27 protein-coding genes and 1 tRNA gene are annotated in these 24,432 nt (G+C 65.1%); 16 read left to right on the top strand and 12 right to left on the bottom strand.

Annotated elements, in window-relative coordinates:
• Positions 1-87: 87 nt before the first annotated feature.
• The 3 genes from U1702_RS01705 to U1702_RS01695 are packed head-to-tail and all read left to right on the top strand — an operon-like array spanning position 88 to position 4,838.
• The gene (locus tag U1702_RS01705) at positions 88-2,442 is read left to right on the top strand and encodes a TonB-dependent receptor plug domain-containing protein (protein ID WP_332721514.1); all 2,355 of its coding nucleotides are present in this window, start codon (positions 88-90) and stop codon (positions 2,440-2,442) included.
• Entirely contained in the window at positions 2,442-3,494 is a 1,053-nt protein-coding gene (locus tag U1702_RS01700) for a phytase (protein WP_332721513.1), read from the top strand. The genes U1702_RS01705 and U1702_RS01700 overlap by 1 nt, the downstream gene beginning before the upstream one ends.
• A gap of 51 nt (positions 3,495-3,545) precedes the next feature.
• Positions 3,546-4,838 carry a M20/M25/M40 family metallo-hydrolase gene (locus U1702_RS01695; protein ID WP_332721512.1) on the top strand — a complete coding sequence of 431 codons (1,293 nt, stop codon included), beginning with the start codon at positions 3,546-3,548 and terminating at the stop codon, positions 4,836-4,838.
• Here U1702_RS01695 and U1702_RS01690 read toward each other — a convergent pair.
• Positions 4,835-5,809 carry a quinone oxidoreductase family protein gene (locus U1702_RS01690; RefSeq protein ID WP_332721511.1) on the bottom strand — a complete coding sequence of 325 codons (975 nt, stop codon included), beginning with the start codon at positions 5,807-5,809 and terminating at the stop codon, positions 4,835-4,837. The two genes, U1702_RS01695 and U1702_RS01690, sit on opposite strands and share 4 nt — an antisense overlap.
• Positions 5,810-5,896: 87 nt before the next feature.
• Between U1702_RS01690 and U1702_RS01685 the strand changes: the two genes are divergently transcribed.
• Positions 5,897-7,321 carry an aldehyde dehydrogenase family protein gene (locus tag U1702_RS01685; protein ID WP_332721510.1) on the top strand — a complete coding sequence of 475 codons (1,425 nt, stop codon included), beginning with the start codon at positions 5,897-5,899 and terminating at the stop codon, positions 7,319-7,321.
• A 133-nt stretch (positions 7,322-7,454) separates the two neighbouring features.
• On the opposite strand, the gene U1702_RS01680 is transcribed toward U1702_RS01685, so the two are convergent.
• Positions 7,455-7,823: a TFIIB-type zinc ribbon-containing protein gene (locus U1702_RS01680; RefSeq protein WP_332721509.1), complete on the bottom strand. Its 369-nt coding sequence runs from the start codon at positions 7,821-7,823 to the stop codon at positions 7,455-7,457.
• Between the two features lie 72 nt (positions 7,824-7,895).
• Positions 7,896-8,108, bottom strand: coding sequence for a hypothetical protein (locus U1702_RS01675; protein WP_332724535.1), 213 nt, complete (start codon positions 8,106-8,108; stop codon positions 7,896-7,898).
• A gap of 160 nt (positions 8,109-8,268) precedes the next feature.
• Between U1702_RS01675 and U1702_RS01670 the strand changes: the two genes are divergently transcribed.
• Complete coding sequence (locus U1702_RS01670) at positions 8,269-8,469, top strand: hypothetical protein (RefSeq protein WP_332721508.1); 201 nt, start codon at positions 8,269-8,271, stop codon at positions 8,467-8,469.
• Positions 8,470-8,472: 3 nt separating this feature from the next.
• Here U1702_RS01670 and U1702_RS01665 read toward each other — a convergent pair whose 3' ends face one another.
• Both U1702_RS01665 and U1702_RS01660 read right to left on the bottom strand, forming a co-directional pair.
• Positions 8,473-9,456 carry a sensor histidine kinase gene (locus tag U1702_RS01665; RefSeq protein WP_332721507.1) on the bottom strand — a complete coding sequence of 328 codons (984 nt, stop codon included), beginning with the start codon at positions 9,454-9,456 and terminating at the stop codon, positions 8,473-8,475.
• A 207-nt stretch (positions 9,457-9,663) separates the two neighbouring features.
• Positions 9,664-10,284, bottom strand: coding sequence for a S24 family peptidase (locus U1702_RS01660; RefSeq protein WP_332721506.1), 621 nt, complete (start codon positions 10,282-10,284; stop codon positions 9,664-9,666).
• A gap of 86 nt (positions 10,285-10,370) precedes the next feature.
• Between U1702_RS01660 and U1702_RS01655 the strand changes: the two genes are divergently transcribed.
• Positions 10,371-10,568, top strand: a complete 198-nt coding sequence (locus tag U1702_RS01655; RefSeq protein ID WP_332721505.1) for a hypothetical protein — start codon at positions 10,371-10,373, stop codon at positions 10,566-10,568.
• Positions 10,565-10,879 (top strand): hypothetical protein, encoded by a 315-nt coding sequence (locus U1702_RS01650; protein ID WP_332721504.1) that lies wholly within the window; start codon positions 10,565-10,567, stop codon positions 10,877-10,879. The genes U1702_RS01655 and U1702_RS01650 overlap by 4 nt, the downstream gene beginning before the upstream one ends.
• A 38-nt stretch (positions 10,880-10,917) precedes the next feature.
• Here U1702_RS01650 and U1702_RS01645 read toward each other — a convergent pair whose 3' ends face one another.
• Positions 10,918-11,871: a hypothetical protein gene (locus U1702_RS01645; protein ID WP_332721503.1), complete on the bottom strand. Its 954-nt coding sequence runs from the start codon at positions 11,869-11,871 to the stop codon at positions 10,918-10,920.
• Positions 11,841-13,082, bottom strand: coding sequence for a TIGR04063 family PEP-CTERM/XrtA system glycosyltransferase (locus U1702_RS01640; protein WP_332721502.1), 1,242 nt, complete (start codon positions 13,080-13,082; stop codon positions 11,841-11,843). Before U1702_RS01640 ends, U1702_RS01645 begins: the two co-directional genes overlap by 31 nt.
• A gap of 63 nt (positions 13,083-13,145) precedes the next feature.
• On the opposite strand from U1702_RS01640, the gene U1702_RS01635 reads away from it, so the two are divergent.
• Genes U1702_RS01635 through U1702_RS01625 form a run of 3 tightly spaced genes read left to right on the top strand, consistent with a single transcriptional unit; the run spans position 13,146 to position 16,508 of the window.
• Positions 13,146-13,391, top strand: coding sequence for a hypothetical protein (locus U1702_RS01635; RefSeq protein WP_332721501.1), 246 nt, complete (start codon positions 13,146-13,148; stop codon positions 13,389-13,391).
• Positions 13,384-14,745 (top strand): DUF5935 domain-containing protein, encoded by a 1,362-nt coding sequence (locus U1702_RS01630; RefSeq protein ID WP_332721500.1) that lies wholly within the window; start codon positions 13,384-13,386, stop codon positions 14,743-14,745. The genes U1702_RS01635 and U1702_RS01630 overlap by 8 nt, the downstream gene beginning before the upstream one ends.
• Before the next feature lie 17 nt (positions 14,746-14,762).
• The gene (locus U1702_RS01625) at positions 14,763-16,508 is read left to right on the top strand and encodes an asparagine synthetase B family protein (RefSeq protein WP_332721499.1); all 1,746 of its coding nucleotides are present in this window, start codon (positions 14,763-14,765) and stop codon (positions 16,506-16,508) included.
• Here U1702_RS01625 and U1702_RS01620 read toward each other — a convergent pair.
• Genes U1702_RS01620 through U1702_RS01610 form a run of 3 tightly spaced genes read right to left on the bottom strand, consistent with a single transcriptional unit; the run spans position 16,505 to position 19,150 of the window.
• Positions 16,505-17,131 (bottom strand): glutathione S-transferase family protein, encoded by a 627-nt coding sequence (locus U1702_RS01620; RefSeq protein ID WP_443026796.1) that lies wholly within the window; start codon positions 17,129-17,131, stop codon positions 16,505-16,507. The genes U1702_RS01625 and U1702_RS01620 overlap by 4 nt on opposite strands.
• A gap of 2 nt (positions 17,132-17,133) precedes the next feature.
• The gene (locus tag U1702_RS01615; protein WP_332721497.1) at positions 17,134-18,000 is read right to left on the bottom strand and encodes a dienelactone hydrolase family protein; all 867 of its coding nucleotides are present in this window, start codon (positions 17,998-18,000) and stop codon (positions 17,134-17,136) included.
• 37 nt (positions 18,001-18,037) lie between these two features.
• A complete protein-coding gene (locus tag U1702_RS01610; RefSeq protein WP_332721496.1) occupies positions 18,038-19,150 on the bottom strand; it encodes an MBL fold metallo-hydrolase in 1,113 nt (370 codons plus the stop codon).
• Positions 19,151-19,314: 164 nt separating this feature from the next.
• On the opposite strand from U1702_RS01610, the gene U1702_RS01605 reads away from it, so the two are divergent.
• Positions 19,315-20,052: an arylamine N-acetyltransferase family protein gene (locus U1702_RS01605; protein ID WP_332724533.1), complete on the top strand. Its 738-nt coding sequence runs from the start codon at positions 19,315-19,317 to the stop codon at positions 20,050-20,052.
• On the opposite strand, the gene U1702_RS01600 is transcribed toward U1702_RS01605, so the two are convergent.
• The gene (locus tag U1702_RS01600; protein ID WP_332721495.1) at positions 20,042-20,701 is read right to left on the bottom strand and encodes a cell cycle transcriptional regulator TrcR; all 660 of its coding nucleotides are present in this window, start codon (positions 20,699-20,701) and stop codon (positions 20,042-20,044) included. The genes U1702_RS01605 and U1702_RS01600 overlap by 11 nt on opposite strands.
• Before the next feature lie 165 nt (positions 20,702-20,866).
• On the opposite strand from U1702_RS01600, the gene U1702_RS01595 reads away from it, so the two are divergent.
• From U1702_RS01595 to U1702_RS01575, 5 genes are all read left to right on the top strand, one after another.
• A complete protein-coding gene (locus tag U1702_RS01595; RefSeq protein ID WP_332721494.1) occupies positions 20,867-21,163 on the top strand; it encodes a hypothetical protein in 297 nt (98 codons plus the stop codon).
• A gap of 64 nt (positions 21,164-21,227) precedes the next feature.
• Positions 21,228-21,392, top strand: coding sequence for a hypothetical protein (locus tag U1702_RS01590; protein WP_332721493.1), 165 nt, complete (start codon positions 21,228-21,230; stop codon positions 21,390-21,392).
• Positions 21,393-21,395: 3 nt separating this feature from the next.
• Positions 21,396-22,331: an aldo/keto reductase gene (locus U1702_RS01585; protein WP_332721492.1), complete on the top strand. Its 936-nt coding sequence runs from the start codon at positions 21,396-21,398 to the stop codon at positions 22,329-22,331.
• A 1-nt stretch (position 22,332) separates the two neighbouring features.
• Entirely contained in the window at positions 22,333-23,154 is an 822-nt protein-coding gene (locus U1702_RS01580) for a phytanoyl-CoA dioxygenase family protein (RefSeq protein ID WP_332721491.1), read from the top strand.
• 68 nt (positions 23,155-23,222) lie between these two features.
• Positions 23,223-23,293, top strand: a tRNA-Gln gene (locus U1702_RS01575).
• Between the two features lie 34 nt (positions 23,294-23,327).
• Here the strand turns inward: U1702_RS01575 and U1702_RS01570 are convergent.
• Positions 23,328-24,374, bottom strand: a complete 1,047-nt coding sequence (locus U1702_RS01570; RefSeq protein ID WP_332721490.1) for a GGDEF domain-containing protein — start codon at positions 24,372-24,374, stop codon at positions 23,328-23,330.
• Positions 24,375-24,432 lie beyond the last annotated feature (58 nt).

The raw sequence follows: 24,432 nt of genomic DNA, 5'->3' as shown, positions 1-24,432 counted from the left end.
TGACCCGACATTGAAACGCAAATCACACCGGACTGACACACCGCGCGCCTAACCGGCCCCTCGACTCACCTCGGGGGACTAATTCAGATGCGTTCGACCTTCACCACGCTTGCCGGAATCAGCGCCACGGCACTCGCCCTTTCGCTTGCCGCGCCCGCCGCTGCGCAGACCGCAGAGGCCGAAAGCGACGCCCCGGCCGAAACCGAAATCGAAACCGCCGCCGACGTGGTGGTCAACGGCACGATCGCCTATCGCAACCGCAGCGAAGGCGCCGAGCCGGAGCTGGTGTACGATCAGGATTTCTTTCAGCGCTTCGAGCCGCTGACCGCCGGTGACGCACTGAAGCGTGTGCCCTCAGTCACCTTCCTGTCCGACGTGATCGAGAGCGACGGCGCGCGCCTTCGCGGCCTCGACCCCGGCTATACGCAGATCCTGATCAACGGCGAAAAGGTCCCCGGATCGAACGCCGACCGCAGCTTCTTCCTCGACCGCATTCCGGCCGAACTCATCAAGCAGGTCGAGATCGTCCGCTCTTCCTCCGCGCGCCGCACCGGTGACGCCGTCGCGGGCACGCTCAACATCGTGCTGCGCGACGGCTATCAGCTCGACGGCGGTTACCTCCGCGCCGGCGCGCTGCGTTTCGACGATGGCGAGGTGAAGCCCAGCCTTGGAGCGGTGTTCGGTGGCCAGGTCGGACCCGGCCGCATCCTGCTCGGTGCCAACGTCCAGGGCCGTTATAATCCGAAAAAGAAGTTCAGCCTGCGCTACGACGAGCCCGGCGCGGCGCTCAACAACCGCGAGGATCAGTCCGACACGCGCGACGGCACCGATTATGCCTTCAACGCCACCTATAATATCGACGGCGACACCACCGATTTCGAGCTGAGCGGCTTCTACGTCCACACCGATCGTCTGGAGACCGAGCGTTCGTTCGAGTACAGCACGGCGACCAGCTCGGGCGGGTCGATCCGCAACGGCGCGGGCGGAAATCTGCTGGTCGACAACAGCAATATCAACGGCATCAAGCTCGACAGCTTCAGCATCGCCACCAAGATTTCGCATGAATGGGCGGCGGGCGAGACCAAGCTGAAGGCCGGCTTCTCCAAATTCACCGACAAGCAGTGGGAAACCGAGAACGAGATCGAGTTCGATCGCGCCGCTCCCCGCTTCACCGGCGACCGCTTCGACACCGATATCGTGGACAAGGAATTCTCGGCCGGGATCGAGCATGAGGCCGCACTCGGCACAGGCATCGATCTGGTGTTCGGCGGTTTCTATCAAAACAAGGTCCGCGATACCGACATCCGCGAGGCCGATCGCCAGCGCTTCAACCTCGCTACCAGCTTCCACACTGGCTATAGCCAGTTCAAGCTGAGCCCCGATCTCAACGCCATGGGCTTTGTCGGGTTCGATCCGATCGCGGGCGGCCTGAGCAAGATCAACGAAGAGCGCAAGGATGCGTTCGTGCTGATCGAGGGCGATACCGGCCCGGTGAAGTGGGAAGCTGGCGTTCGTTACGAGAATACCAAAGTCCGAATTGACGACTTCACTTTTGGCGGTGGCGCGATCGATCAGGATTACGACCATTTCCTGCCCAGCGCATCGGCGAAGATCAGCGTCGGCAATGGCGGCCGCGTCACCGCCTCCGTCGCGCGCACCGTGCGCCGCCCCCGCTTCGACTATATCAGCCCGATCACGCTCGAAGAGGAATTGGGCGACAATGACTTCAAGGGCAATCCGCTGCTCAAGCCGGAATCGGCCTGGGGCGCGGACCTCGGCTTTGAACAGCGTATCGGCCGCACCGGCGTGATCGGCGTGAATTTCTTCTATCGCGACATCAAGGACCTGGTCGAAGTGTTCAACACGGGCGTCAACGGCGTCGCCACCGACCTTGGCGATCCGAACGATCCCACGGATGACGAAATCACCTGGGTCTACCAGCCGCGCAACACCGGCGACGGCCAGGTTTACGGCGTCGAGTTCGACGTCTCGACCAGCTTGGGCTTCCTCGGCCTTCCGGACACCGGCGTGTTCGGCAATCTGTCGCTGCTGGAAAGCGACATCACCGACGAACTCAGCGATCGCCGTTTCAACGGACAGTCCGACATCGTCTATAATTTCGGCTTCATCCAGAATTTCCCCAGCTTCGGCGGCGCGTTCGGCGCGACTTATCGCAAGCAGGGCACGGCGATCGACCGCAATGTCGGTGAGGAAGTTACCACCACCTACGGTGCCGATCTGGAGGTGTTCGTCGAGAAGCGCTTCGGCAAGAGCTTCACGATCCGCGCGGTCGGTTCCAACTTGCTGAACGGTGCCAAGGAAGAAGCGTTCAACAAATTCACGACGATCCAGAACCAGATCGACCGCGACTTCGACGAATATGAACTGGAGCGTGAGACTGCTGGTCCCGTGTTCCAGATCATGGCACGGCTTGCCTTCTGATGCTGAAGAACATCCTGATGTTCAGTCTGCTGCCGTTCGCGGCGGCAGGCTGCGCCACCACCGGCCGCGAGGTCCCGGTCGTTCCCATCACCCCCGCCGCGTCGGTTCAGGCGCGCGGGGAAACAGAGGCGGTCGGCACCGCCAACGCCGATGCCGCCGACGATCCCGCAATCTGGCGCAATCCGGCGGACCCGTCCGCCAGCCTGATCGTCGGCACGGACAAAAAGGCCGGGCTGCACGTCTATGATCTTGCGGGCAAGGACCGCTTCTTCATCGACGCGGGTCAGGTTAACAATGTCGATCTGAAGGACATGGGGCCACTCGGCATCATCGTTGCCGCCAGCGACCGCAACGATCGCAAGAATGCCAAGCTGGCGCTGTTCCGGCTCGACCCCGCCACCGCGAAGCTGACCTCGCTGGGCACGGTCGCAGTCGGCACGGGTGAGGCCTATGGCTTCTGCCTCTACCGCGCCGGCGGCAAGCTGCATGCATTCAACGTTATCAAGGACGGCACGATCCGGCAGGTCGAACTCGACCTGTCCAGCGCGGTTCCTACCGGCAAGCTCGTCCGCACGATGAAGCTGGCGACCCAGTCCGAAGGCTGTGTCGCCGACGAACGCACCCACCGCCTCTATGTCGGTGAGGAAAGCGCGGGCGTCTGGCGCTTCGACGCCCGCGCCGATGGCCCGGTCGCAGGAACGCTGATCGCCCCCGCCGACGGCAAGAACATCGTCGTGGATACCGAGGGCGTGACGCTCGCGCCCGAAGGCAGCGGCAATCGCGGTTACCTGATCGTCTCCAGCCAGGGCGACCACGCCTATGCGGTCTATCGCCTGTCGGACGACAGCTATGTCGGTCGCTTCCGTATCGCCGCGGGCAGCACTTTCGGCGCCACGGAAGAAACCGACGGGATCGACTTCGCCCCCGGCGATTTCGGTCCCAATTACCCCGGCGGCCTGTTCGTCGCGCAAGACGGCTATAACCCGCCCGCGGCCCAGAACTTCAAGTTCGTCGCATGGGCGGACATCAAGGCCGCGTTGAAGATCGACTGACCCAAACACTGCACGTTGCGTCGGCATGGCGGGCGGCCTAGCCTGTCCGCCATGCTGAAACTCCTCGCGCCGCTGGCGCTTCTCGCCGCCCTCCCCGCAACCGCCCAGACCGCGCCCGAACGTAAAATGGCGGAAACCGTGAAAGCGCAGACCGAACAACACGTTGCGCTGCTCGAAAAACTGGTCAACCAGAACAGCGGCTCGCTCAACCTGCCCGGCGTGACGAAAGTCGGCGAGATGGTTCGCGCCGAGCTGGAACCCTTGGGCTTCGCGGTCGAGTGGATCGACATGAAAGAAACCGGGCGCGCCGGGCATTTGATCGCGACGCATACGGGCAACGGCAAAGGCAAGCGCATCCTGCTGATCGGGCATCTGGATACGGTGTTCGAGGCGGAGTCGCCGTTCCAGAAATTCGTGCGCGACGGCAATCGCGCCACCGGCCCGGGCATCGGTGACGACAAGGGCGGCATCGTCGTCATCATCGCCGCGCTGCGCGCGATGCAGGCGGCGGGGACGCTGAAGGGGGCGGACATCAAGATCGTGCTGACCGGCGACGAGGAACGCGTCGGCGCGCCCATCGCCGTCGCCCGCCGCGACCTGATCGCCGCGGGCAAATGGGCGGACGTGGCGCTGGAATATGAAGGACTGATGCGCGAGGACGGCACGGATTACGGCACCGTCGCGCGGCGCAGTTCGGCCAACTGGACACTGCGCACCACCGGCAAGACCGGGCATTCGTCCGGCGTGTTCGGGACGTATCTGGGCTATGGTGCGGCGTATGAGATGGCGCGCGTCCTCGACGAGTTCCGACGCACGCTGCCGGAGAAGAACCTGACCTTCAATATCGGCACGATGGCGGCGGGCACCCCCGCGACGCTCGCCGACAATGGCTATCAGGTCAGCGCATCGGGCAAGACCAACATCGTCGCCGAAGCCGCCGTCGCGCGCGGCGATCTGCGCTCGCTCACGCCCGAACAGGATGCTAGGACGCGCGCCGCGATGCAGGCAATCGTCGCAAAGAATCTGCCCGGCACCACCGCCAGACTCGAGTTTCAGGACGGCTATCCGCCAATGTCGCCCACCGAAGGCAACCGCGCGCTGCTGGCCAAGCTCAACGCCGTGAACCGCGACCTGAAACTGCCCGAAATGGCGGAGATGGACCCGGCGCGACGCGGCGCGGCGGACTCCGCGTTCGTCGCGGCGGACGTCGATACGCTCGCCGGGCTCGGCGCGGCGGGCAATGGCGCGCACGCCGAGGGGGAATCGCTCGATCTCACATCGATCCCGCTTCAGGCGCTGCGCAACGCGGCGTTTATCACGCGATTGAGCCGGAAAAAGCGCTAAGGTCGCAACACCGTCGAGCCCACCGTCTCCCCCGCACCGATCGCGCGGTGCGCATCCGCCGCATCTTCCAGCGCGAAACGTTGGCCGATCTCGACCTCGACCGCGCCGGACGCCAGCATCTCGAACAGCCGTGCCACGCCTGCGGCACGCTCCTCCGCCGTCACATAGTAATTGAACAGCGACGGCCGCGTCACGAACAGTGCGCCATGCTGGTTCAGCGTCGTCAGCCTTACCCCCTCGACCGGCCCGCTGGCATTGCCGAAACTGACGATCAGCCCGCGCCGCACGGTCGATTTCAACGACGCTTCCCAGGTCGAAGCCCCCACCCCGTCCAGCACCACATCGACACCTGCATCGCCGGTGATCGCCCTGACTCGCTCGGCAATATCCTCGTTCTTATATTCGATCACATGATCGGCCCCCAGCGCGAGCGCACGCGCCGCCTTGTCCGCCGATCCGACCGTGCCGATCACCGTTGCGCCGACCGCCTTCAGCCACTGCACCGCGATCTGCCCGACGCCGCCAGCCGCCGAATGCAGCAGCACCGTCATCCCCGGCTGCACGCGCGCGCAACGTTCGACCAGAAATTCGACCGTGCACCCCTTCAGCATCGCCGCCGCCGCCGTTTCGCTGCTGACTTCATCGGGCAGCTTGAACAGCGACGCCGCTGCAATATTGCGTTCGGTCGCATAGGCACCCAGCGCCGGCCCGAAGGTGGCAACGCGGTCGCCCACCGCCAGCGTATCCACGCCCGCACCGACCGCCTCGACCACACCCGCCGCTTCGCTGCCCAGCCCACTCGGCAGCGGTATCGAATACAGTCCGCTGCGCTGATAGGTGTCAATGAAGTTCAGCCCGACCGCTTGATGCCGCACGCGCACTTCGCCCGCACCCGGCGGCGGCAGATCGCGATCCACCCACTGGATCACTTCGGGTCCGCCAGTCCGTTCGATCACTGCGACACGCACCATGCACTTCACTCCAGTTTCAGGTTGCAACCCGTCGCACGCACCGCCATCTACGTCACCATACCCGATATAGGAAAAACGGAGGCGAGGATGCGCAGCTATTTGAAGCATTATATTGGTGGCGCCTGGGTCGAAAGCGAGGGCGGCACCCGCCACGAAGTGATCAATCCCGCCACCGAATCCGCCGTCACCGAAATCACGCTGGGCTCCGACGCGGATGTCGACAAGGCCGTCGCTGCGGCGAAGGCTGCGTTTGAGAGCTTCTCGCGCACCAGCGTCGATGAGCGCGTCGCGCTGCTCGAAGCGATCCTCGCCGAATACAAGAACCGCGCGGGCGATCTGGCCGAGGCGATGGCGGCGGAGATGGGTGCGCCGATCAGCCTTGCCCGCACTGCGCAGGCGGGCAGCGGCATCGGCCACTTCATGTCGACGATCAAGGCGCTGCGCGAGTTCGAGTTTTCGGAAGAAATCGGTCGCAGCCTCGTGGTCCATGAGCCGATCGGCGTCGTCGCGCTCATCACCCCGTGGAACTGGCCGATGAACCAGATCGTCGCCAAGGTTGCCCCGGCGCTGGCGGCGGGTAATACGATGATCCTGAAGCCGAGCGAGGAAGCGCCGTCCTGCGCCGCGATCTTTGCCGAAATCCTCGATGCGGCGGGCGTACCTGCGGGCGTATTCAACCTGGTTCAGGGCGACGGTCCCGGCGTCGGCACCGCGCTCAGCCGCCACAAGGATGTCGACATGGTCAGCTTTACCGGATCGACCCGCGCGGGGATTCAGGTAGCGAAGAACGCCGCCGACACGGTCAAGCGCGTGCATCAGGAACTGGGCGGCAAATCGCCCAACGTCATCCTGCCCGGCGCGGACTTGGCCAGCGCGGTCCCGACCGGTCTCGCCAGCGTCATCATGAACTCAGGGCAAAGCTGCATCGCGCCGGCACGCATGCTGGTTCATGAAAGCCAGGCCGACGAAGCCGCCGCCATCGCCACCGCAACGATGAAGGCGGTGCAGACCGGCGATCCCGCACAGGAAGGCCGTCACATCGGCCCCGTGGTCAACAAGAGCCAGTGGGAGAAGATTCAGGGACTGATCCGCAAGGGGATGGAGGAAGGCGCGAAGCTGGAAACCGGCGGCCCGGGTCGTCCGGACGGTGTCGAAACGGGCTATTTCGTCAAGCCGACGCTCTTTTCCGGCGTACGCAACGACATGACGATCGCGCGGGAGGAAATCTTCGGACCCGTGGTCACGATCATCGCTTACAAGGATGAGGAAGACGCGATCCGCATCGCCAACGACACCGAATATGGCTTGTCCGCCGTGCTGTTCGGGTCGCCCGAGGAAGTGAAGCGCGTCGCCCCCCGGCTACGCGCGGGGATGGTCTATATCAATGGCGGCCAGCCGGACGCGGGGTTGCCGTTCGGCGGCTACAAACAGTCGGGCAATGGCCGTGAATATGGAAAATACGGGCTGGCCGAGTTCATGGAAGTAAAATCGATCGTGGGGGCGCTGGCCTGAACCTTATCCTCCCCGGCACGGGGAGGTGGCATTGCGAAGCAATGACGGAGGGGGATCAAGGCACCGGATTCCGTTGCCTCGCTCCCCCTCCACCAGCTTCGCTGGTCCCCCTCCCCGTGCCGGGGAGGATAAATCAATCGAACAAATTCTCCAGAAAGCTCTTCTTCCGCTTCCCGTGATAGCCACGGTCGCCATAGCCGCGATTGTCGTAACCCCGGTCGCCATAGCCCTGTTGCTGTTGATAGCCGCCGCCCTGCTGCCATGGCCCACCTTGTGGCGGCATCGGTGGCTGCGGCGCTTGCGGAGCCTTCGGGGCAACCGGCGCGGCGGGCGCGTCCTCAGCGACACTGCGCTCGATGATCTTGTCCAGCTCGCCGCGATCCAGCCAGATGCCGCGGCATTGCGGGCAATAATCGATCTCGATCCCCTGCCGGTCGCTCATGTGGAGGCCCACCTTGCACACGGGGCACATCATTCCGGCTACCGCTTCGGCACTACGCATCGACTACTCCTGCTCAGGCTCAAACAGCCCTTTAGCTAGGAAGTGCGTGTGACACCCGCAACCGGCGCGCGCTCAGTGGACGGTGCCGACGGCGCGGTTAACCGACATCAGCACGATCAGCCGCTCTATCTGACGCCAGCGACAAAAATTGATGTGGTTGCCCAGATCGCGATACCGGTCCGCCCGCGCCGCCGCCTCGAACCCGGCATCGTCGCCGAAGTTGCGGATCAGGTCGGCTGCGTCATGCACATGCGCACGGTCGGCGAGATAAGGGATTGGCGACATCTGGGGGGCGATGGCGTCGGACATTGGCGCTCCTGCGTGGCGGCTGGGCCGGTATCCCGCGGCAATATACTGTGACCTTGCGATTTCGGTGTCCAACAAGGGTAAATTCCCGGAAAACCATCTTGTACGTGGACGATGGCATCGCGGCGCGCGACGTGGCATGGGCACCGCCATGGACCGCAATACCAAGCCCGCGCCGGTTGCCGGCGGCGCCCTGCTCGCCCTCAGCCTGATTGTCGGCACGATGATCGGGGTGGTGAAGGGCCAGCCATCGATCGGCTTCCTCGCGGGCCTCGGCGTTGGCATCGCGCTGGTCGTGATCGTCGCGCTGATCGACCGGGCGCGCGGCAGCCGGAGCTAGTTGCTATTTCTTCGCCAGGTGGATGATTGCCACGCGCGTGCCGGGATCGGTCGATGTGACGGTAACCGTCGCATCCAGCTGTTTTGCCAGCGCATCGACGATACCCGTGCCCAGCCCCGGTTTGCGCGCGACGTGATCGCCCGGCATCCCGATGCCGTTATCCTCCACCGTCAGTTTCCAGCCGGTCGGGCGTGACCAATATTCCACGGTAATCGTGCCGGATGCCGCGCGATCGGGAAAGGCGTGCTTCAGCGAGTTGATGACCAGTTCGGTCACGATCAGGCCCAGGCTGACAGAAACCTCCGACGTCGTGACGCTGTCATCAACGATCGCCTTCATCGTCATCAGATCGTGGTCGTAGATCATCGACGCACCGATGCTGTCGCACAGGTCGGTCAGATAAGGGCGTAGCGCCACATCGCCCGCCTTTGTCGCGGCAAGCTGACGCTGAAGCGTGGCGATCGACATCACGCGGTGATGCGCATCGTGCAGGTGCAGGCGCACTTCGTCCGACTGCACTTTCCGTGCGCTCTGCATCAGTACGCTGGCGATGATCTGAAGGCTGTTGGCGACCCGGTGCTGAAGCTCCTGCAACAGGATATGCTTTTCGCGAACCGCATCGTCCTTGATCTTTTCGGCCTGCCGCGACGCCGTCACGTCCGTGACCGCCAGCGCGATATATTCCGTGCCCGACTCGGCCAGTTCCAGCTTGTGCGCGTTCAGGATCAGGCTGCACGGGCGCTTGCCCAGACGGACCAGATCCAGCTCATACGCCTCGATCGCCGCTTTGCCCGACATCGTCGCGCGCAACAGCGAGCGCAGCTGTGGTGCTGCCCATTCACCCTCGCCCAGCGCAGACAGTTCGACGCCGACGACACGGTCGCAGTCGAGATCGAACGCGCTGCAAAACGATCCGCTGGCAGCTTTAATCACCAGATCGGCGTCGAGCAGCAGCAACGGCGTGGCGGACGAAATGACCAGCGCCATACCCAGACTGCTGGCAGATTCATGATGTAACAAAATTGGTTCCACGGCCGTAGCCTTCGGAAGCCGGAGACCTGCGGGACACAAGTCATACCCGGTAGCAACGAGTTGGAAACCGAATCGAGTGCGCATCCAATGACGCACTTGCAAACACTACCACCAATCAAACGGGCAACCCTAACTGATTCGGGGTGCCACATCGAAAGGTGCCTAAATCAGCGCCCGATGGAGCCACACAACTCGCCCCACCACATCAACCGTCCCCACAGCCACCACCTCCCGCTCGAACGCCGGATTGTCGCTGACCACCTCGACCTCCGTGCCCATCGTGCGCAGCCGTTTGACCGACACCAGCCCGTCGCGCCGAAACACGAAGATCGCAGGCCGCGGGCCGATCGCGCGGCGTGCGCCGTCGACGAGGATTTCGTCGCCATCGCATAAGGACGGCTCCATCGACGCGCCCTCGACCCGGATGGTCGAGGCCATGTCGGCGCGCACGCCCAGCCGTCGCAACAACGCAGGGTCGAGCAGCAACTCGCTGCGCCGCTCGCTCTCCACCACGCGGCCACGCCCCGCCGCCGCCCCGGCATCGACCCGCGCCACCGCGACCAGCCCCTCCGCCATCGGCCCGCCCAGCGCCGCATCGGACAGGCCCAGATAGCGCGCCAGCTTGCGCCGGTCGCCCTCCGCCAGAAAGCGCGGGCTTCCCCGCGCCACGAATTGCTGAAGATAGGCGGCATTGCGCCCGAGCAAGCGCGAGAGCGCCGCCAGCGACACCCCCCGCCCCTCTGCCGCAACTGCCAGTGCTGCACGCTGATCGCCTGATTCCATATTCGATCCATAGCCGTAGGATTTTTCCTAGACAAGTTGGAAATGAGAACATTTAAAGAACTTCTGAGTCGGCAAAGGAAGTGGAGATGGCGATTTTGAACAGGGTGGAACGGTATCTGCGGAAACATGGCCTGCCGCAGACCAAATTCGGGCGGCTGGCGGTTAACGACCCCCGGCTGGTGGGCGATTTGCGGAACGGACGCGAGCTGCGCACCGGCACGCTCAAGCGTGTGGAGGCATTTCTGATGACGCCGCCGCCGCGCGAACCGGAGGCACGGCGATGAGCCGCGGGCCGGATGCGGGCACCCAGCTCGAACGCGCGCTGATTTGCGGGGCCGGCGTCGCCGGGGTGGCTCCGGTCATCCTGTCGGCCGACTGGGTGCGCTGGGCCAGCGCGACCTTCACCGGCGCGCGCCATCGGCTGACCTTGTCGGCGGCGCCCTCACCGACGCTGGATCATTGGCTGGCAGGTTTGCCGGAGGCGGAGTTCAGTCTGTGGGGCCACCTCGTCGCCGATCTCGCGGTCGCGTCGCGCCATGCGGATGCGGACGCGGTCACCTTCGATCTCGAAGCGCTGACGGTGGAGGACAGATAGTGTCAAATCCTCCCCCGGCACGGGGAGGATTTCTTGGTTCAGGCGCGAACCGCCAGTTTACGGAGCGCGTCCAATGCGCTCTCCAGCCCGTGCGGACCTTCCGGCTCCACGCGTTCGCCACGCCGCACGATCCCCCGTTCCAGCCGGTCGAGCAGCGCGTGGACGCTCGCATCGGTCTCCGGTGCCGAAAGCGGCGCGGACACCGACGCGGCAGGCTTCGGCACCTCCCGCACCTGTGGAGTCAGCTCGAACGTCTCGAACCGCTCGCTGGCGTCATACACCTGAGGGCGCGGCTTGCGACGGAGCGGCGCGACCGGCGGTGACGGCGCAACAGGCGTATCGGGAATCGCAGCCGGGTCGAATGCCGCCAGCGGCTGGTCGAGATCGACGGGCAAGGGTTGGACGGCGGGTGTCGGCACCAGTTCCAGGATCGGCTGCGATGACGGGACCGGCGGCGGTCCCATCGCGATCACGGGTTCGGGCGGCAATGTGGGGTCGGGCGCGCCGAAAACGATGGCGTCGTCCGGCTCGACTTCCGTCAGCACCGGTACGGGCAAGTCATCGAAACCGGATTCCTCGACCGCTTCCACGTTCGCCACGGAGGACCGTGTTCGCGGCATCTCCAGATCCTTCGCGCGTAACGGCTCGCGCGGCGGCGCATCCGGGTGGGCATCGGCACGGCGCACGAAAGGACGCCGCGCACCCGGCTCGACGGAGCGCGAAACGCGGATACCGATCAGCACCGACAGTATCAGCCACAACACCGCCGCAATGCCTGCCCCGGCAGCCACGCCGACACAGATGCGCGCGGTTAAGCCCAATGGCGGTTCGGCGGCCGGCAGGAACACGGCAATGCCGCTGGCGATGACCGCATCCTCCAGCAGAGGCACCGGAATCGCCAGCGTCGCCAGCGCGACGATCGCGCCAGCCACACCCGCGCCGATCAGCGCAAGGTTCGGAGTCAGACGTTGAACGAGCGTGTACGCAACCATTTCCCATCCCGCCCGCGGGCCTCGATAAGCCTTTGGTAAACAGGTTCGTATCTGGAAATGTTTGACGACCAGTTACGTTCTTTCTCAACAAATACGCGCCCACGCTCACGCTGCGCGTCCCATCCTGGCCGATTGTCGAACACCGTCGCCACCGATCGCGCCAGCGCCGCCGGATCGTCGGGCGGAAACAACGTACCCGTATCGCCGTCACGAATCAGCTCACGGTGCCCGCCCACGTCGGACGCGGCGACCAGCCGCCGCTGCGCCATCGCCTCCAGCGGCTTAAGTGGCGTCACCAGATCGGTCAGCCGCATCCGTTTGCGCGGATAGACCAGCAAGTCGATCACCGAATAGTATCGCTCGACCTGTTCGTGCGGCACGCGCCCGACAAAATGGATCGCCCCCGCCGCGCTCGATGCCTTTGCCTGCGCGCGCAATTTCTCTTCCATCGGTCCACCGCCGACCATGACGAGCTTTGCGTTAGGGCGCAGCGCGACCAAGGCAGGCATCGCCGCGATCAGGTCGTCCAGCCCCTCATAATCGTAGAAGCTGCCGATGAAGCCGATCGTGTCGCCCCCTGCCAACCCGAGTTCCGCGGTCAATTCGGCATCGGGCGCGGGCGGCTCACCGAACAGGTGCAAATCCACCCCATTCGGCGACACCATGATCTTGTCCGCATCGATGCCCCGCGCGATCAGGTCGCGCTTCAGCCCCTCGCAGATTACCGCGACGGCATCGACGCGCTTGGCCGCGAACGTCTCCAGCCCGCGTGTCAGGCGGTATTTCCACGATCCCTCGCGCCCCGTGCCGTTGCCGACCGCCGCATCCTCCCAAAAGGCGCGGATTTCATAGAGCAATGGAATCCCATGCTTCTTCGCCACGCGCATCGCCGCCAGCGGGTCGATCACCGGCGAATGCGCGTGCAGAATGTCGGGCCGGAATCGCTCGACGACCTGATCGATCCGCCGTGCGAACGCCGCGATCTCCGCCGCCTCGCCCACGATCGGGGGTAACCGCCGCATCTGCGCGGTGCGGTGGAAATCGATCCCGTCGAGCGTCTCGAACGGCGCATCGCCGGTGTGGTAGCGCGGGCCGGTGACCCCCGCGACGCTCCAGCCACGCGCCATCTGCGCCTTCAGGATCGCGCGGGTGCGAAAGGTATAGCCGCTGTGCAGCGGCAGCGAATGGTCGAGGACGTGCAGGATGCGCATGATGCATGCCCCTTGCCACGACAGCACTTAACGGCCCGTCAACCGAACCCGGTTAGGCAGCGAATGCGGCATCAGGCGCGCTCCCCCACCCATTACGGGCAGCAGGGTGCGGAAGCGGGTCTGGTGTCGCCACCTATCAAGGGCGACGCGCGGCACATGATCGACAATCTGGTTCTGTTGATGACGCACGGGTTGCTGCTGCTCACCGCCGTGCGGCTGATGCGCAACCCCGCGCTCGACGAAGAGAATGCGCCGCCCGCCACTGCCGACAAGCCGCGCAAACGTCGCTGGGGCCGCAGCGATGCGTGACCTAGCCTTTATCGCATTCCTCGGCGTGATCTTCGCGCTCGGCTTTCGCCGGCCGTTCATTTTCGTGCTGGCCTATGTCTATATCGACGTCGTCTCGCCCCAGCGGATGAGCTATTTCCTGCTCAACGCCTTTCCGATTTCGGCGATGGCGGTGGCGTTCGCGGTGCTGTCATGGCTGGCGATGGACGACAAAAAGGATGTTCGCTTCGCCCCGCGTCAGGGGATGATGCTGGCGCTGCTGGCCTATTGTTTCTGGACCACGACGCGCGCGGATTTCCCGATCGACGCGGCGTTCAAATGGGATTGGGTGTGGAAGGCGCTGGCCTTCGCCATCTTTCTCCCCCTCACGTTGCGAACGAAGTTGCGGATTGAGGCGCTGTTGCTGTTCATGCTGCTGTCGGTCTCCACGATCATCATCGTCGGCGGGGTCAAGACGGTGCTGGGCGGCGGCGGCTATGGCGAGCTGAAGCTGCTGGTGAATAACAATTCCGGACTGTTCGAGGGGAGCATCATCTCCGCCGTGTCGATCTGCGTCATTCCGCTGATCCTGTGGTTCATGAAACACGGCACGATCTTTCCGCCCGACTGGCGCGTAAAATGCTTCGGCCTCGCCCTGATCTTCGCCTGCCTGTTGATGCCGATCGGTACGCAGGCGCGCACGGGGCTGGTGTGTGTGGCGTTGCTCGCGATCCTGCTGCTGCGCGATGCGAAGCGGCGCATGGTCTATATCGGTGCCGCCGCCGCGCTCGGGGTCGTCGCCCTGCCCTTCCTGCCCAGCGCCTTCACCGAACGCATGAGCACGATGAAATCCTATCAGGCAGACGCCTCCGCCTCGACCCGCGTCGAAGTGTGGAAATGGACACTCGAATACGTCAAGGAGCACCCCTTTGGCGGCGGGTTCGAGGCGTATCGCCAGAATCAGATCCGTTATGAGAAAGTCTCGGTCGTCGGCGAAGGTGCCAATGCAACGGTCGTCCGCACGCTCGAGATCGACAAGTCGCGCGCCTATCACTCCGCCTATTTTGAGATGCTGGGCGAACAGGGCTGGCCGGGGCTGATCCTGTGGCTGATGATCCATCTTGGTGGCATCTTCCGCATGGAGGTGCTGCGCCGCCGTTACTGGAAGGCACCGCCCGATCAGGCGTGGATATCCCCGCTCGCCACGGCGCTTCAGCATTCGCACCTGATCTACCTGCTCGGTTCCACCTTTGTCGGCATCGCGCTCAACCCGTTCTGCTACATGCTGGTCGGCGCGCAGATCGGTCTCGACACCTATCTCGCTCGCAAACGCGCGGAGGAAAGCCTGCAACCCATGCGAAAACGGCGCGATTCCCCCGCGCCAGTCGCGGTTTGATCGGTTAGAGCGCCCGCATGGCTGGCCTGTTCCTCGTCCGAAACGACAAACCCGATGTCGCCGAGGCAGCATTGGCGACGGCACGCGCGTCGTTCGGCGCACAGGGCTTTCCCGCGCCCGCCGCGCACGACCTGCCCGGCTGGAGGCTGTTGCACTTCGCCCACATCATCGGCGGTCCGGACGGTTTGCTCACCCATGGCGACGATCTGGTCGCGGTCGCGGGCACGCCGGTCGTCGACGGCAAGCTCGGTCGCCCTGCGCTCGAAGCGCTGTTGTCGATCGACCCGCTCGCGCCCGACTGGGACCGTATCGCTGGTCAGTTCGTCGCGTTCGTGCGCCGGGGTGGCCATAATTTCCTGTTCGGCGACTATTTCTCCGCCTTCCAGCTATTCCAGAGCAACGACGCGCGCGTGTTCTCGACCTCGCTGCTGGCGGCCGCCAACGCCCTGCCCCGGCTGACCTTCGATCCACAGGGGGTGTACGAACTCGCCTTCAACGTCATGCCGATCGGCGAGGACACGGTGTTCGTCGAGTTGAAGACGCTGTCCCCCTTCGTCGTCCTCGAACTCACGCCCGACGGCGTCGTCCATCACGCGGTCGCCAAGCCCCTCCCCGCCGCCGCCGAAAACCTGTCGCTCGACGAGCGCATCGCCCGCCACCGCGCCCGGCTGTCGGCAATCATCAGCGCCCACACGGCGCATTTCGGCGACAATATCCGCTGTCCGCTGTCCGGCGGTCTCGACTCCCGCCTGCTGCTCGGCGCGCTGCGTGAGCAAGGATCGAACCCCGAAATCTACGTCTATGGCCCCCGCGACGATGAGGATGTTATCGTCGCCGAAGCGATCGGCGCGACGCTCGGTTTTCCGGTCAACTGGGTGGACAAGGACGGCGCACACGTCACACCCGACGGTTTCGCGGAAGTGGTGTCCCGCAATTTCCACCAATATGACGGCCTGCCCACCTTCGGAAACATCTTCGACAATGGCGGCAATGGCGCGGCGCAGCTGCTGCGCCACGCCGATGGCGCGCTGGCGGTGTCCGGCGGCTGCGGAGAAATCTACCGCAACTTCTTCTACCTCCCCGACCGGTCGTTCACCGCCGATGCCGTCGCCCGCACCTTCTTCGCGCGCTTCACGCCGGGCGACGCCACCGACGGCTTCGACTCACGCACCTTCCTCGCCGGCATCACCTCAAAGATCCGCGCCGCGATCGAGCCACCCGCCGCCAGCGGCCACCTGCCCCGCGCGCGAATCGAGCAGATCTATCCCCGGATCCGCTGCCGCGCGCTGTTCGGGCGGGAGATCAGCCTGGAGGCGCGCTACAGCCCGTACCTCATGCCCTTCCTTGACCATCATGTCGTGGCGGAAGCGATGACGCTCCCGCTGTCACTCAAGCACGCCGGGCGGTTCGAGGCGATGCTGATGAACGCGATTGACCCCGAACTCGCCGCGCAACCTTCTGCCTATGGCCATGACTTCACCGGCGCACCCGGTCGCCGCCACCGCTTCAGCGAATGGTCGACCCGCATCCGCCCGGTGTGGCTGCGCCAGCACAGCTACGCCGTCCATCGCCGCCTGAGCGCGATGAGCGACGAGCATGGCGGGCTGCTCACCCCCGATTACATGAACCGCGTGATCGACCCGGGCTTCCCCGCGATGCGCCGCTTCTTCCGCATGGACCGCATCACCGACAGCGCGCTGTGGCGGCGGATTGCGAATTTGGAATATCTGGCGGCGCAGTTGGGGTCAAAGCTGGCGGGTTAGGCAGGCTGAGCTTCCGCCATCAGCGCATCATCCTTCGCCGCCGCGCGCACCGCCGCCTCACGCCCCGTCACCCGCTCGACGAACGCCACGAACGAATCGCGCTTTGGGATCGTCCCGAATTGCGTACCCCAGCTCAGATGCGCGCCGACATACAGGTCCGCCATCGTGAAATGATCCGCTGCCAGCCAACCGTCACCGACTGCCGCAACCGCCGCCTCCAGCGTGTCGATCGTGCGGTCGAAATCACCGAAGCCCAGCATGCCGGCCTTCTGCGGATCGCCCGCCGCATCCCAGCCCATCGCCTTGCTCGTCACCGCCTGTTCCAGCGGCCCCGCCGCGAAGAACAGCCAGCGATAATAGTCCGCGCGCTTGTCCAATGCGGGTGCCAGCCCCGCCGCCGGAAACGCATCGCCCAGATAGGCACAGATCGCCGCGCATTCGGTCACGACTACGCCGTCATGCACGATCGTCGGCACTTTCCCCATCGGGTTCACCGCCAGAAATGCGGGCGGGCGCGGCCCATAGTCGATCACTTCGACCTCATAATCGACGCCGACTTCCTCCAACGCCCAGCGTCCGATCCGGCCGCGCGACATCGGGTTGGTGTAGAGTTTCATCGTCATCTTCAAAGCGCCTTGTCGAACAACGCCAGCAACCGGCCCCACGCCTTTTCAGCCTGAACCTGATTATAGGCCTGGCTGTCCGGCGGGCACCAGCCGTGCTGCGCCCCGGCATAAACCTCGATCTCCGCCGCACGCTTCGCATCGGCAAACGCCTTGCGCACCAGTTCCTTCTCGTTCGGATTGCGCTGGTCGTCATTCTCGGCGACGGCGAACAGGAAATCGGCCTTCATCTTCGGCACCAGCAGATGCGGGCTGTCCGGCTTATCGGTCCCGATCCCGCCGCCATGGAACGAAGCTCCCGCCCGCACCCGCTTGGGCAGCGCGGCGGCGGTGCGCATCGTGAACGGCCCGCCCATGCAATAACCCGTGGTGCCGACGCCGCGCTTGCGATTGACCTCGGTTTGTTTGTCGAGCCAGCCGACATAAGCGGTCGCGTCGCTGACCACCGCATCCGGGGTCAACAGCGCGCGCCACGGCCCCACCTTCGCGCGGATCGCCGGATCGCCCCAGGATTCGCCAGGTTTCAGAAACTGCCCCGCGACCGATCGATAAAAGGGGTTCACCGTCAGCACGGCATAGCCTGATTGCGCCAGCCGGTCGGCCATCTGGCGAAATGCGGGGCGCATCCCCATCACGTCGGGCCACACCAAAACGGCGGGATGCTTGCCCGTGGCCGGTGCCACGAAATAGCCGTCAGCAGTGCCGCCCGGCACGGCAAAGGTCACGTCACGCCCCTTCACCGCCTGCGCATTGGCAGGCGCGGGCAGCAATGCAGCAAGGCCGACGCCCCCGGCCATGATCCCGAAGTCGCGGCGCGAAATACCGCCGTTCAGCTTTTCATTGTCGGCGGCGGTCAGTTCATCGCACATCGTTTGCTCTCCATAATCCCGCCCCGCACAACCTAACTCACGCCGCGCGATACCACCAGACGCCGTCAAGAACCTCGCGCACGGCACGGCCATCGACCTCCAGCCGCCGCAAATGCGCCAGCGTCTCGCCGCTCGCCATGCCCAGCACGTCGGGGCCGATCCTGCGCCGGAACAGCCGCCCGAAACAATCGACCGCGCGGCGCGGCTCGATCAAATGGGCGTGCAGCATGTCGAGCTGTTTCAAATGATCGTCGCGCAACGCGGTCAGCCGCGCATGCAGCCCGGTGAACGGCTCGCCATGCGAAGGCAGCACCAGCAAATCGTCGGGCAATTCCAGCAGCCGGTCGATCGATGCCAGCCATTCGCCCAGCGGGTCGGCCTCCGGCTCGCTCACGCCGAGCGACACGTTGGAACTGATCCGCGGCAGCACCTGGTCGCCCGCGATCAGCAACCCGTCGCGCGCATTCCACAGGCACGCATGTTCGGGGCAATGGCCAGACCCCACCACCACCTGCCACTCGGCATCGCCAATGCGGATAACCTCGCCGTCCACGATCCGGCGATAGCCCAGCGGCAGCGGCGCGATCATCCGCCGCATCCGGCCAAAACCGTTCTCGGACGCCGCCGCGATCTGCTCTGCGTCCCACCCGGCCGCGCGCCAGAACGCAATCTGCTCGTCCGGCACATCGTCGCGCGCATCGGAGGTCAGCACCCGGATGGTCAGCCACTCGCCGCGCGTCATCCAGATCGGTGCCGCGAATTTGCGCGCGAACCACCCCGCAAGCCCGGTGTGATCGGGATGGAAATGCGTGCAGATCACCCGGCTCGGCGGCTTTTCGTTCAGCGGCGTCACCGCGAACAATGCCCGCCACGCATCCACCGACACGCCGACGTTCAGCCCGCTATCGACAATCGTCGTCCCCGCGCCATCGTCGATCAGCCAGCAATTGATATGGCTCAGCGGCCCGACCATCGGGATGCGCACCCAGTGGATGCCGGGACCGACCGCAATCGCCTCTCCCACCCCCGGCGTTCGCGCGCCCATCGGATAGGTCAGCCCGCGATGGCTGGTCGCAACGCCACCCTCATCCTCGACCAGCGAGGCGTCGGGCGAAAATGACATCGCGGCCGGATCGGGTTCGGGTTGCATAGTGCAACCCTTCTGGCGCGGACTCCTGCCGCTGTCGACTCTTGCGAACACGCTCGCCATTCCCGATCTTCGAATCATGAATCTCGCCGCCTATCTCGATCGCATCGGATACCGCGATGTCGCGGTGCCGGACTTCGTCACGCTCGACGGGGTGATGCGCGCGCATATCCGTTCCGTTTGAAAATCTCGACGTTCAGCTTGGCCGGACGCTCGGCATTTCGCTCGATGCCGCGTTCGACAAGATCGTGACGCGTCGGCGCGGCGGCTGGTGCTATGAACAGAACGGCCTGCTCGGCTGGGCGCTGGCGCAGATCGGCTTCGATGTTCAGCGCACGCATGCCGGGGTCCGCCGCGCCGAAATGGGCGATGCCATGCTCGGCAACCACCTCACCCTGATCGTCGCGCTCGACGGGCAACTCTGGCTGGTCGATGCAGGGTTCGGCGGCAGTCAGGCCAAGCCGATCCCGCTGAGCAAGGGCAACCACGACCATCCGCGCTACGCCCTCACACTGGCCCGTACCGACGATGGCTATTGGCGCTTTTCCGAACATGCGGCGGGAAGCGCTAGCGGCATCAGCTTCGATTTCCGCGACGAGCCCGCCGACGAAACACTGCTGGTCGATCAATGCGTCTGGCAACAGTCCAGCCCGCACAGCAATTTCACGCTTAACCTCGTTGCTCAGCGTCGAATCGGCGACCGGCATATCGCTTTACGCGACCGCGCCTTTACGGAGACCACCGCGCAGGGTCGGTCGCGGCACCTACTGAACAATGCGAACGCGCTGGTCGCAGCGCTCCGCGACACGATGGATCTCGACCTGCCAGAAGCCGCCGGGCTGTGGCCACGCGTGGCCGCCCGGCACAGCGCCCTCTTTCCCGATGGAGAACCCGTCAGCGCTTGAACGGATCGACCAGACCGGTGTCGCCGATCATCTCGCTCGGCTCGCGCAGCGCGGCCTCACGCTCGTCGCGCAGCTGCTGGATCAGCGCCTCGCGGTCGCCCTCAAGCCGGGTGTCGACCGGTGCTTCGATGCCGGCCGCCTTGGCCGCCTTGGCCACCGCCGCGTCCAGCTCGCGCTGAGTCGTCAGGCCCAACGTTACCGGGTCTTTCGGCGTGATGTTGCCGATGTTCCAATGGCTGCGGTCGCGGATCGCGGCGATCGTGTTGCGCGTGGTGCCGATCAGCTTGCCGATCGTGCCGTCGGTGATCTCGGGGTGGTTGCGGATGATCCACGCGATGCCGTCGGGCTTGTCCTGCCGCTTCGAGACCGGCGTGTAACGCGGCCCCTTGGTGCGGCGGACCTGCTCCGGCCCCTTGCTCATCTTCATGCGATATTCGGGATCGGCCTGCGCCTTCTCGATCTCTTCCTGCGTCACCTCGTGCGCGCGAACCGGATCGCGCCCGGTCAGCTTGGTCGCGGCGGTGTCGTCGGCGATCGCCTGCACCTCCAATATGTGCAGGCCACAGAAATCGGCGATCTGCTCGAACGAGAGCGCGGTGTTGTCGACCATCCAGGATGCGGTCGCGTGCGGCATGAGCGGCTGGGCCACGTCAAAGTCTCCAGAAACAATAAGGGCCGCCCTCACCGGGCGGCCGCAACTTGCGTGATCTAGGCGCGTGCGCGACGAGAGGCAAGCGTCTTGCAGCAGTCATCCATGGAACCTAGTGTCGTATTGGGCGTCCTGCACGCACCGAAATAATCTGAGAGGCACATTATGAAACGAGTCCTTCTTCCCCTCGCTGCCGTCGCGGCACTAGGCCTGACCGCATGCAGCGAAAAGGCACAGAACGAAACCGGGGAAGCTGCAGAGGCCATCGCCGCCGACGCCAACGCAACGATGGGCGAAGCCGCTTCGGACGTCGAAGCTGCGACGGACAGCGCGCTCGGCACGGCTGAAAACGCCGCCGACCGCGCCGGTGCCGCAATCGGCGAGGGTGCGCGCGAGGTGAGCGAGGGCGCGGATCGCGTCGGCAACGCCGCCGATGCCGCCGGCAACGAACTCGACAAGTAAGCGAACCGGGGCCGCCGTTCGCGGCGGCCCCATTCCCCGTCAGTCCCTTTCACGTCAGGACGTCATGCGCGCCATCGCCCTTTTGCCGCTCCTGTTGCTCGCTACCGCCTGTGATCGCGCGGACGACACCACCGGTGTCAGCGCCGGGGAAGCCGCGCAGCTCAACGCCGCCGCCGACACGCTCGACATCAACGCGACCGAACCCGGAACGCCCGCCCCCGAGGAGTAACCCATGCGCCAGCTCGGCGTCAGCGACATTTCGACGCCGCCAATGGTGTTCGGCGGCAATGTTTTCGGCTGGACCGCCGACCGCGACACCAGCTTTGCGCTGCTCGATCGCTTTGCCGATGTCGGCGGCACGCTGGTGGATACCGCCGATGTCTATTCCGCGTGGGTTCCGGGGCATAAGGGCGGCGAATCCGAAACCCTGATCGGCGAATGGATGAAAACGTCGGGCAAGCGAATCGGCGTCGCCACCAAGGTCGGTATGCTCCCCGGCGAGGGCGGCGACAAGCTCGCCCCCGCCCGCATCGCCACCGCCTGCGACGCTTCGCTCAAACGGCTTGGGGTCGAGACCATCGACCTTTATTACGCGCATCAGGACGACGATGCCGTGCCGCAGGAAGACGTCCTCGCCGCATTCGGCAAGCTGATCGACGCGGGCAAGGTCCGCCACATTGCCGCATCGAACTTCACCGCCGCCCGCCTCAAATCCGCGCTCGACATCGCACACCGCGGCGGCCTGCCGCATTATCGCGCACTCCAGCCCGAATATAATCTCGTCAGCCGCCACCGCTACGAAGGCGAGCTCCAGAATCTGTGCGTCGAGCACAATATCGGCGTGCTGCCCTATTATGGCCTCGCATCGGGCTTTCTCACCGGCAAATATCGCACCGCCGAAGATCTCGGCAAAAGCGTGCGCGGCGGTGGCATGGCCAAGCATCTGGAGGGCAAAGGCGCGGCGGTGCTCGCCGCGATGGATCAGGTCGCCGCCGAAACCCGTGCGACCCTGTCGCAGATCGCACTCGCCTGGATCGCTGCACAACCCGGCATTACCGCACCGATCGCCAGCGCCACGAGCGTCGCTCAGCTCGATGAGCTGATTGCGGGTTGGACGCTGGAATTGTCGCGCGAGCAGCTCGACCGGCTTACCGCAGCGGGAGTGTGAAGTGGACCACGTCACCGCCTATCGCGAAAACGGCTACGCCATCGTCAAGGGCGTATTCTCCCCCAGCGAAATCGAAACGATCGGCGCAGCGGCGGATGCGGTGCATGCCGAGGGGGTCGCGCACGGCCGCAGCTTCCGCCACGGCAACCTGTTCTACAACATCGCCCCCGATGCCGACGGCACGCCGCTCGTCCGCATGGTGCAATGGCCGTCCTATCATAATGCGGTGCTCAACGCCGTCCGCATGGACCCGCGCTGGATCGCCATCCTCGAACCGCTGATCGGCGGCGACCTCAAGCAGATCATCAACCAGCTCCACTGGAAGGCGCCGGGGTCGATGGGCGATTTCGCCTGGCATCAGGATTCGCGTTTCCGGACGCCCGAAGAACATTACCGCAATCTCGGCACCAGCTATGTCCAGACCGGCCTCGCCATCGATCCTCACACGCGGGAAAGCGGCGCGATGTGTTTCATCCCGCGCAGCCATGCCGGGCCGCTCGACCTCGACACGACCACCGAAGTGCTCGGCACCGAAATGTCCGACGGGTCGCTGATCGCTGCGGGCATCGACCCCGCCACGGTCGTCGATCTCGTCCTCGATCCCGGCGATGTCGCATTATGGAATCCCTATCTGGTCCATGGATCGGGCCGGAACAGTTCGACCCATCAACGCCGCCTGTACATCAATGGCTATGTCCGCGCCGACGATTGCGAGCGCGGCGAACTTACCTTCCAGGGCGGCGAACCCGTCCCGCTCGGCCCCGAACCGGCTTTGGTGCATTACGAGGATCTGCGCGAAGACCGCGACCCCCATTATGTCTAGACATATTTGTGCAGATGCTACCGAACCCAGTGACATCGCTGATCCGCGCCATTAGACCCGGAGCTTCTTGCCCCGTCGTCTAATGGTAGGACACCGCACTTTGACTGCGGCGGTCGTGGTTCGAATCCACGCGGGGCATCCGGTGAACAGTGCGCAGTCCGGTGGGCAACACCCTAAGCCGCCAGCCGCACCGTCCCACCGCCGCGCGTCTTCGCACCGTACAGCGCCGCATCCGCCCGCCGCAGCGCATCGTCGATCGCATCGTTCGCCGTCATCGCGGCAGCACCCACGCTCACCCCGATCCGCGCCTCGGCCGAGCCCAGCGCATAGCCATGCCCGGCAATCACCTCCACGATCCGCGCGCCCAACCGCTCGGTTGCCCCTGCGCTCAGCATCGGCGTCAGCAGCACGAATTCGTCGCCGCCCATGCGCGCCGCCTGGCTGTGCCGTCCGGCGATCCCGGCCAGCCGCGCCGCCACTTCGCGCAGCACCGCATCGCCCGCCTCATGCCCGTGCCGGTCGTTGACCGGTTTGAACCCGTCCAGATCGATATAGAACAACGTGCCGCCGATCCCCGCCCGCGCCGCCGCCGCACGCATGAAGCCCGCGCGATTGAGCAGCCCGGTCAGTTCGTCATGCGCCGCGCGGTGGGCATTTTCATGCTCGGCCTCCATCGTCGCAATCATCATCCGGTTCAGCCTTTTTGCCGCCTGTGACATGCTGAACAGCGCCAGCGGCGCCTGAAGGGTGGTCACGATCAGCACCCAGTCGCCTGCGAACGCCGCGCCCATCGCCATCGGCCCCAGCGCTGCGGTACAGGCCAGCAGCACGAAGCGCGGCGCGCCGAAATAACGGATGCTCATGCCGCCGGCGATACAGGCCGAGGTGATGTTGACCACGATCGCCGCCGCGAAATCGCCGCTCAGCGTCGTGATCGCCGCGCCATAACCCAGGGTCGCCGCCCAGATCAGCGTCATCGCCAGATACAGGTCGGTGCCGGTCGCCCGCCCCGCCCGCGCCGCGCGCCGGTCGCGGTTCAGCAACACGATCCGCGCCGCGATCGTCGTCACCTCCAGCAGCAGCCACAGTGTGAACAACGGCGTCGGGTGTCGCCACCAGATCACCGCCGCGCAGATCAATGTGGCCAATGCGGCGGCATAGAAAATCGACAGCGAGCTATAGAGCGTGCTGACTTGTGCGGCGTGAATCGAATCGCTCACCGGCTGGTGCGATCGCGTGAGCCAGTCGACGATGCGCCATCGCGGAAAACTATATCGC

The organism is Sphingomonas sp. LT1P40, from assembly GCF_036663835.1.
GTDB lineage: Bacteria > Pseudomonadota > Alphaproteobacteria > Sphingomonadales > Sphingomonadaceae > Sphingomonas.
The sequence above is the reverse complement of the archived record's forward strand: the minus strand, read 5'-3'. Positions and strand labels throughout refer to the sequence as shown.

Coding starts and splice junctions, on each gene's coding strand:
- U1702_RS01705 (WP_332721514.1), top strand. CDS start 88: ATGCGTTCGACCTTCACCACGCTTGCCGGAATCAGCGCCACGGCACTC.
- U1702_RS01700 (WP_332721513.1), top strand. CDS start 2,442: ATGCTGAAGAACATCCTGATGTTCAGTCTGCTGCCGTTCGCGGCGGCA.
- U1702_RS01695 (WP_332721512.1), top strand. CDS start 3,546: ATGCTGAAACTCCTCGCGCCGCTGGCGCTTCTCGCCGCCCTCCCCGCA.
- U1702_RS01690 (WP_332721511.1), bottom strand. CDS start 5,809: ATGGTGCGTGTCGCAGTGATCGAACGGACTGGCGGACCCGAAGTGATC.
- U1702_RS01685 (WP_332721510.1), top strand. CDS start 5,897: ATGCGCAGCTATTTGAAGCATTATATTGGTGGCGCCTGGGTCGAAAGC.
- U1702_RS01680 (WP_332721509.1), bottom strand. CDS start 7,823: ATGCGTAGTGCCGAAGCGGTAGCCGGAATGATGTGCCCCGTGTGCAAG.
- U1702_RS01675 (WP_332724535.1), bottom strand. CDS start 8,108: ATGTCGCCAATCCCTTATCTCGCCGACCGTGCGCATGTGCATGACGCA.
- U1702_RS01670 (WP_332721508.1), top strand. CDS start 8,269: ATGGGCACCGCCATGGACCGCAATACCAAGCCCGCGCCGGTTGCCGGC.
- U1702_RS01665 (WP_332721507.1), bottom strand. CDS start 9,456: ATGGCGCTGGTCATTTCGTCCGCCACGCCGTTGCTGCTGCTCGACGCC.
- U1702_RS01660 (WP_332721506.1), bottom strand. CDS start 10,284: ATGGAATCAGGCGATCAGCGTGCAGCACTGGCAGTTGCGGCAGAGGGG.
- U1702_RS01655 (WP_332721505.1), top strand. CDS start 10,371: ATGGCGATTTTGAACAGGGTGGAACGGTATCTGCGGAAACATGGCCTG.
- U1702_RS01650 (WP_332721504.1), top strand. CDS start 10,565: ATGAGCCGCGGGCCGGATGCGGGCACCCAGCTCGAACGCGCGCTGATT.
- U1702_RS01645 (WP_332721503.1), bottom strand. CDS start 11,871: ATGGTTGCGTACACGCTCGTTCAACGTCTGACTCCGAACCTTGCGCTG.
- U1702_RS01640 (WP_332721502.1), bottom strand. CDS start 13,082: ATGCGCATCCTGCACGTCCTCGACCATTCGCTGCCGCTGCACAGCGGC.
- U1702_RS01635 (WP_332721501.1), top strand. CDS start 13,146: ATGCGGCATCAGGCGCGCTCCCCCACCCATTACGGGCAGCAGGGTGCG.
- U1702_RS01630 (WP_332721500.1), top strand. CDS start 13,384: ATGCGTGACCTAGCCTTTATCGCATTCCTCGGCGTGATCTTCGCGCTC.
- U1702_RS01625 (WP_332721499.1), top strand. CDS start 14,763: ATGGCTGGCCTGTTCCTCGTCCGAAACGACAAACCCGATGTCGCCGAG.
- U1702_RS01620 (WP_443026796.1), bottom strand. CDS start 17,131: ATGACGATGAAACTCTACACCAACCCGATGTCGCGCGGCCGGATCGGA.
- U1702_RS01615 (WP_332721497.1), bottom strand. CDS start 18,000: ATGTGCGATGAACTGACCGCCGCCGACAATGAAAAGCTGAACGGCGGT.
- U1702_RS01610 (WP_332721496.1), bottom strand. CDS start 19,150: ATGCAACCCGAACCCGATCCGGCCGCGATGTCATTTTCGCCCGACGCC.
- U1702_RS01595 (WP_332721494.1), top strand. CDS start 20,867: ATGAAACGAGTCCTTCTTCCCCTCGCTGCCGTCGCGGCACTAGGCCTG.
- U1702_RS01590 (WP_332721493.1), top strand. CDS start 21,228: ATGCGCGCCATCGCCCTTTTGCCGCTCCTGTTGCTCGCTACCGCCTGT.
- U1702_RS01585 (WP_332721492.1), top strand. CDS start 21,396: ATGCGCCAGCTCGGCGTCAGCGACATTTCGACGCCGCCAATGGTGTTC.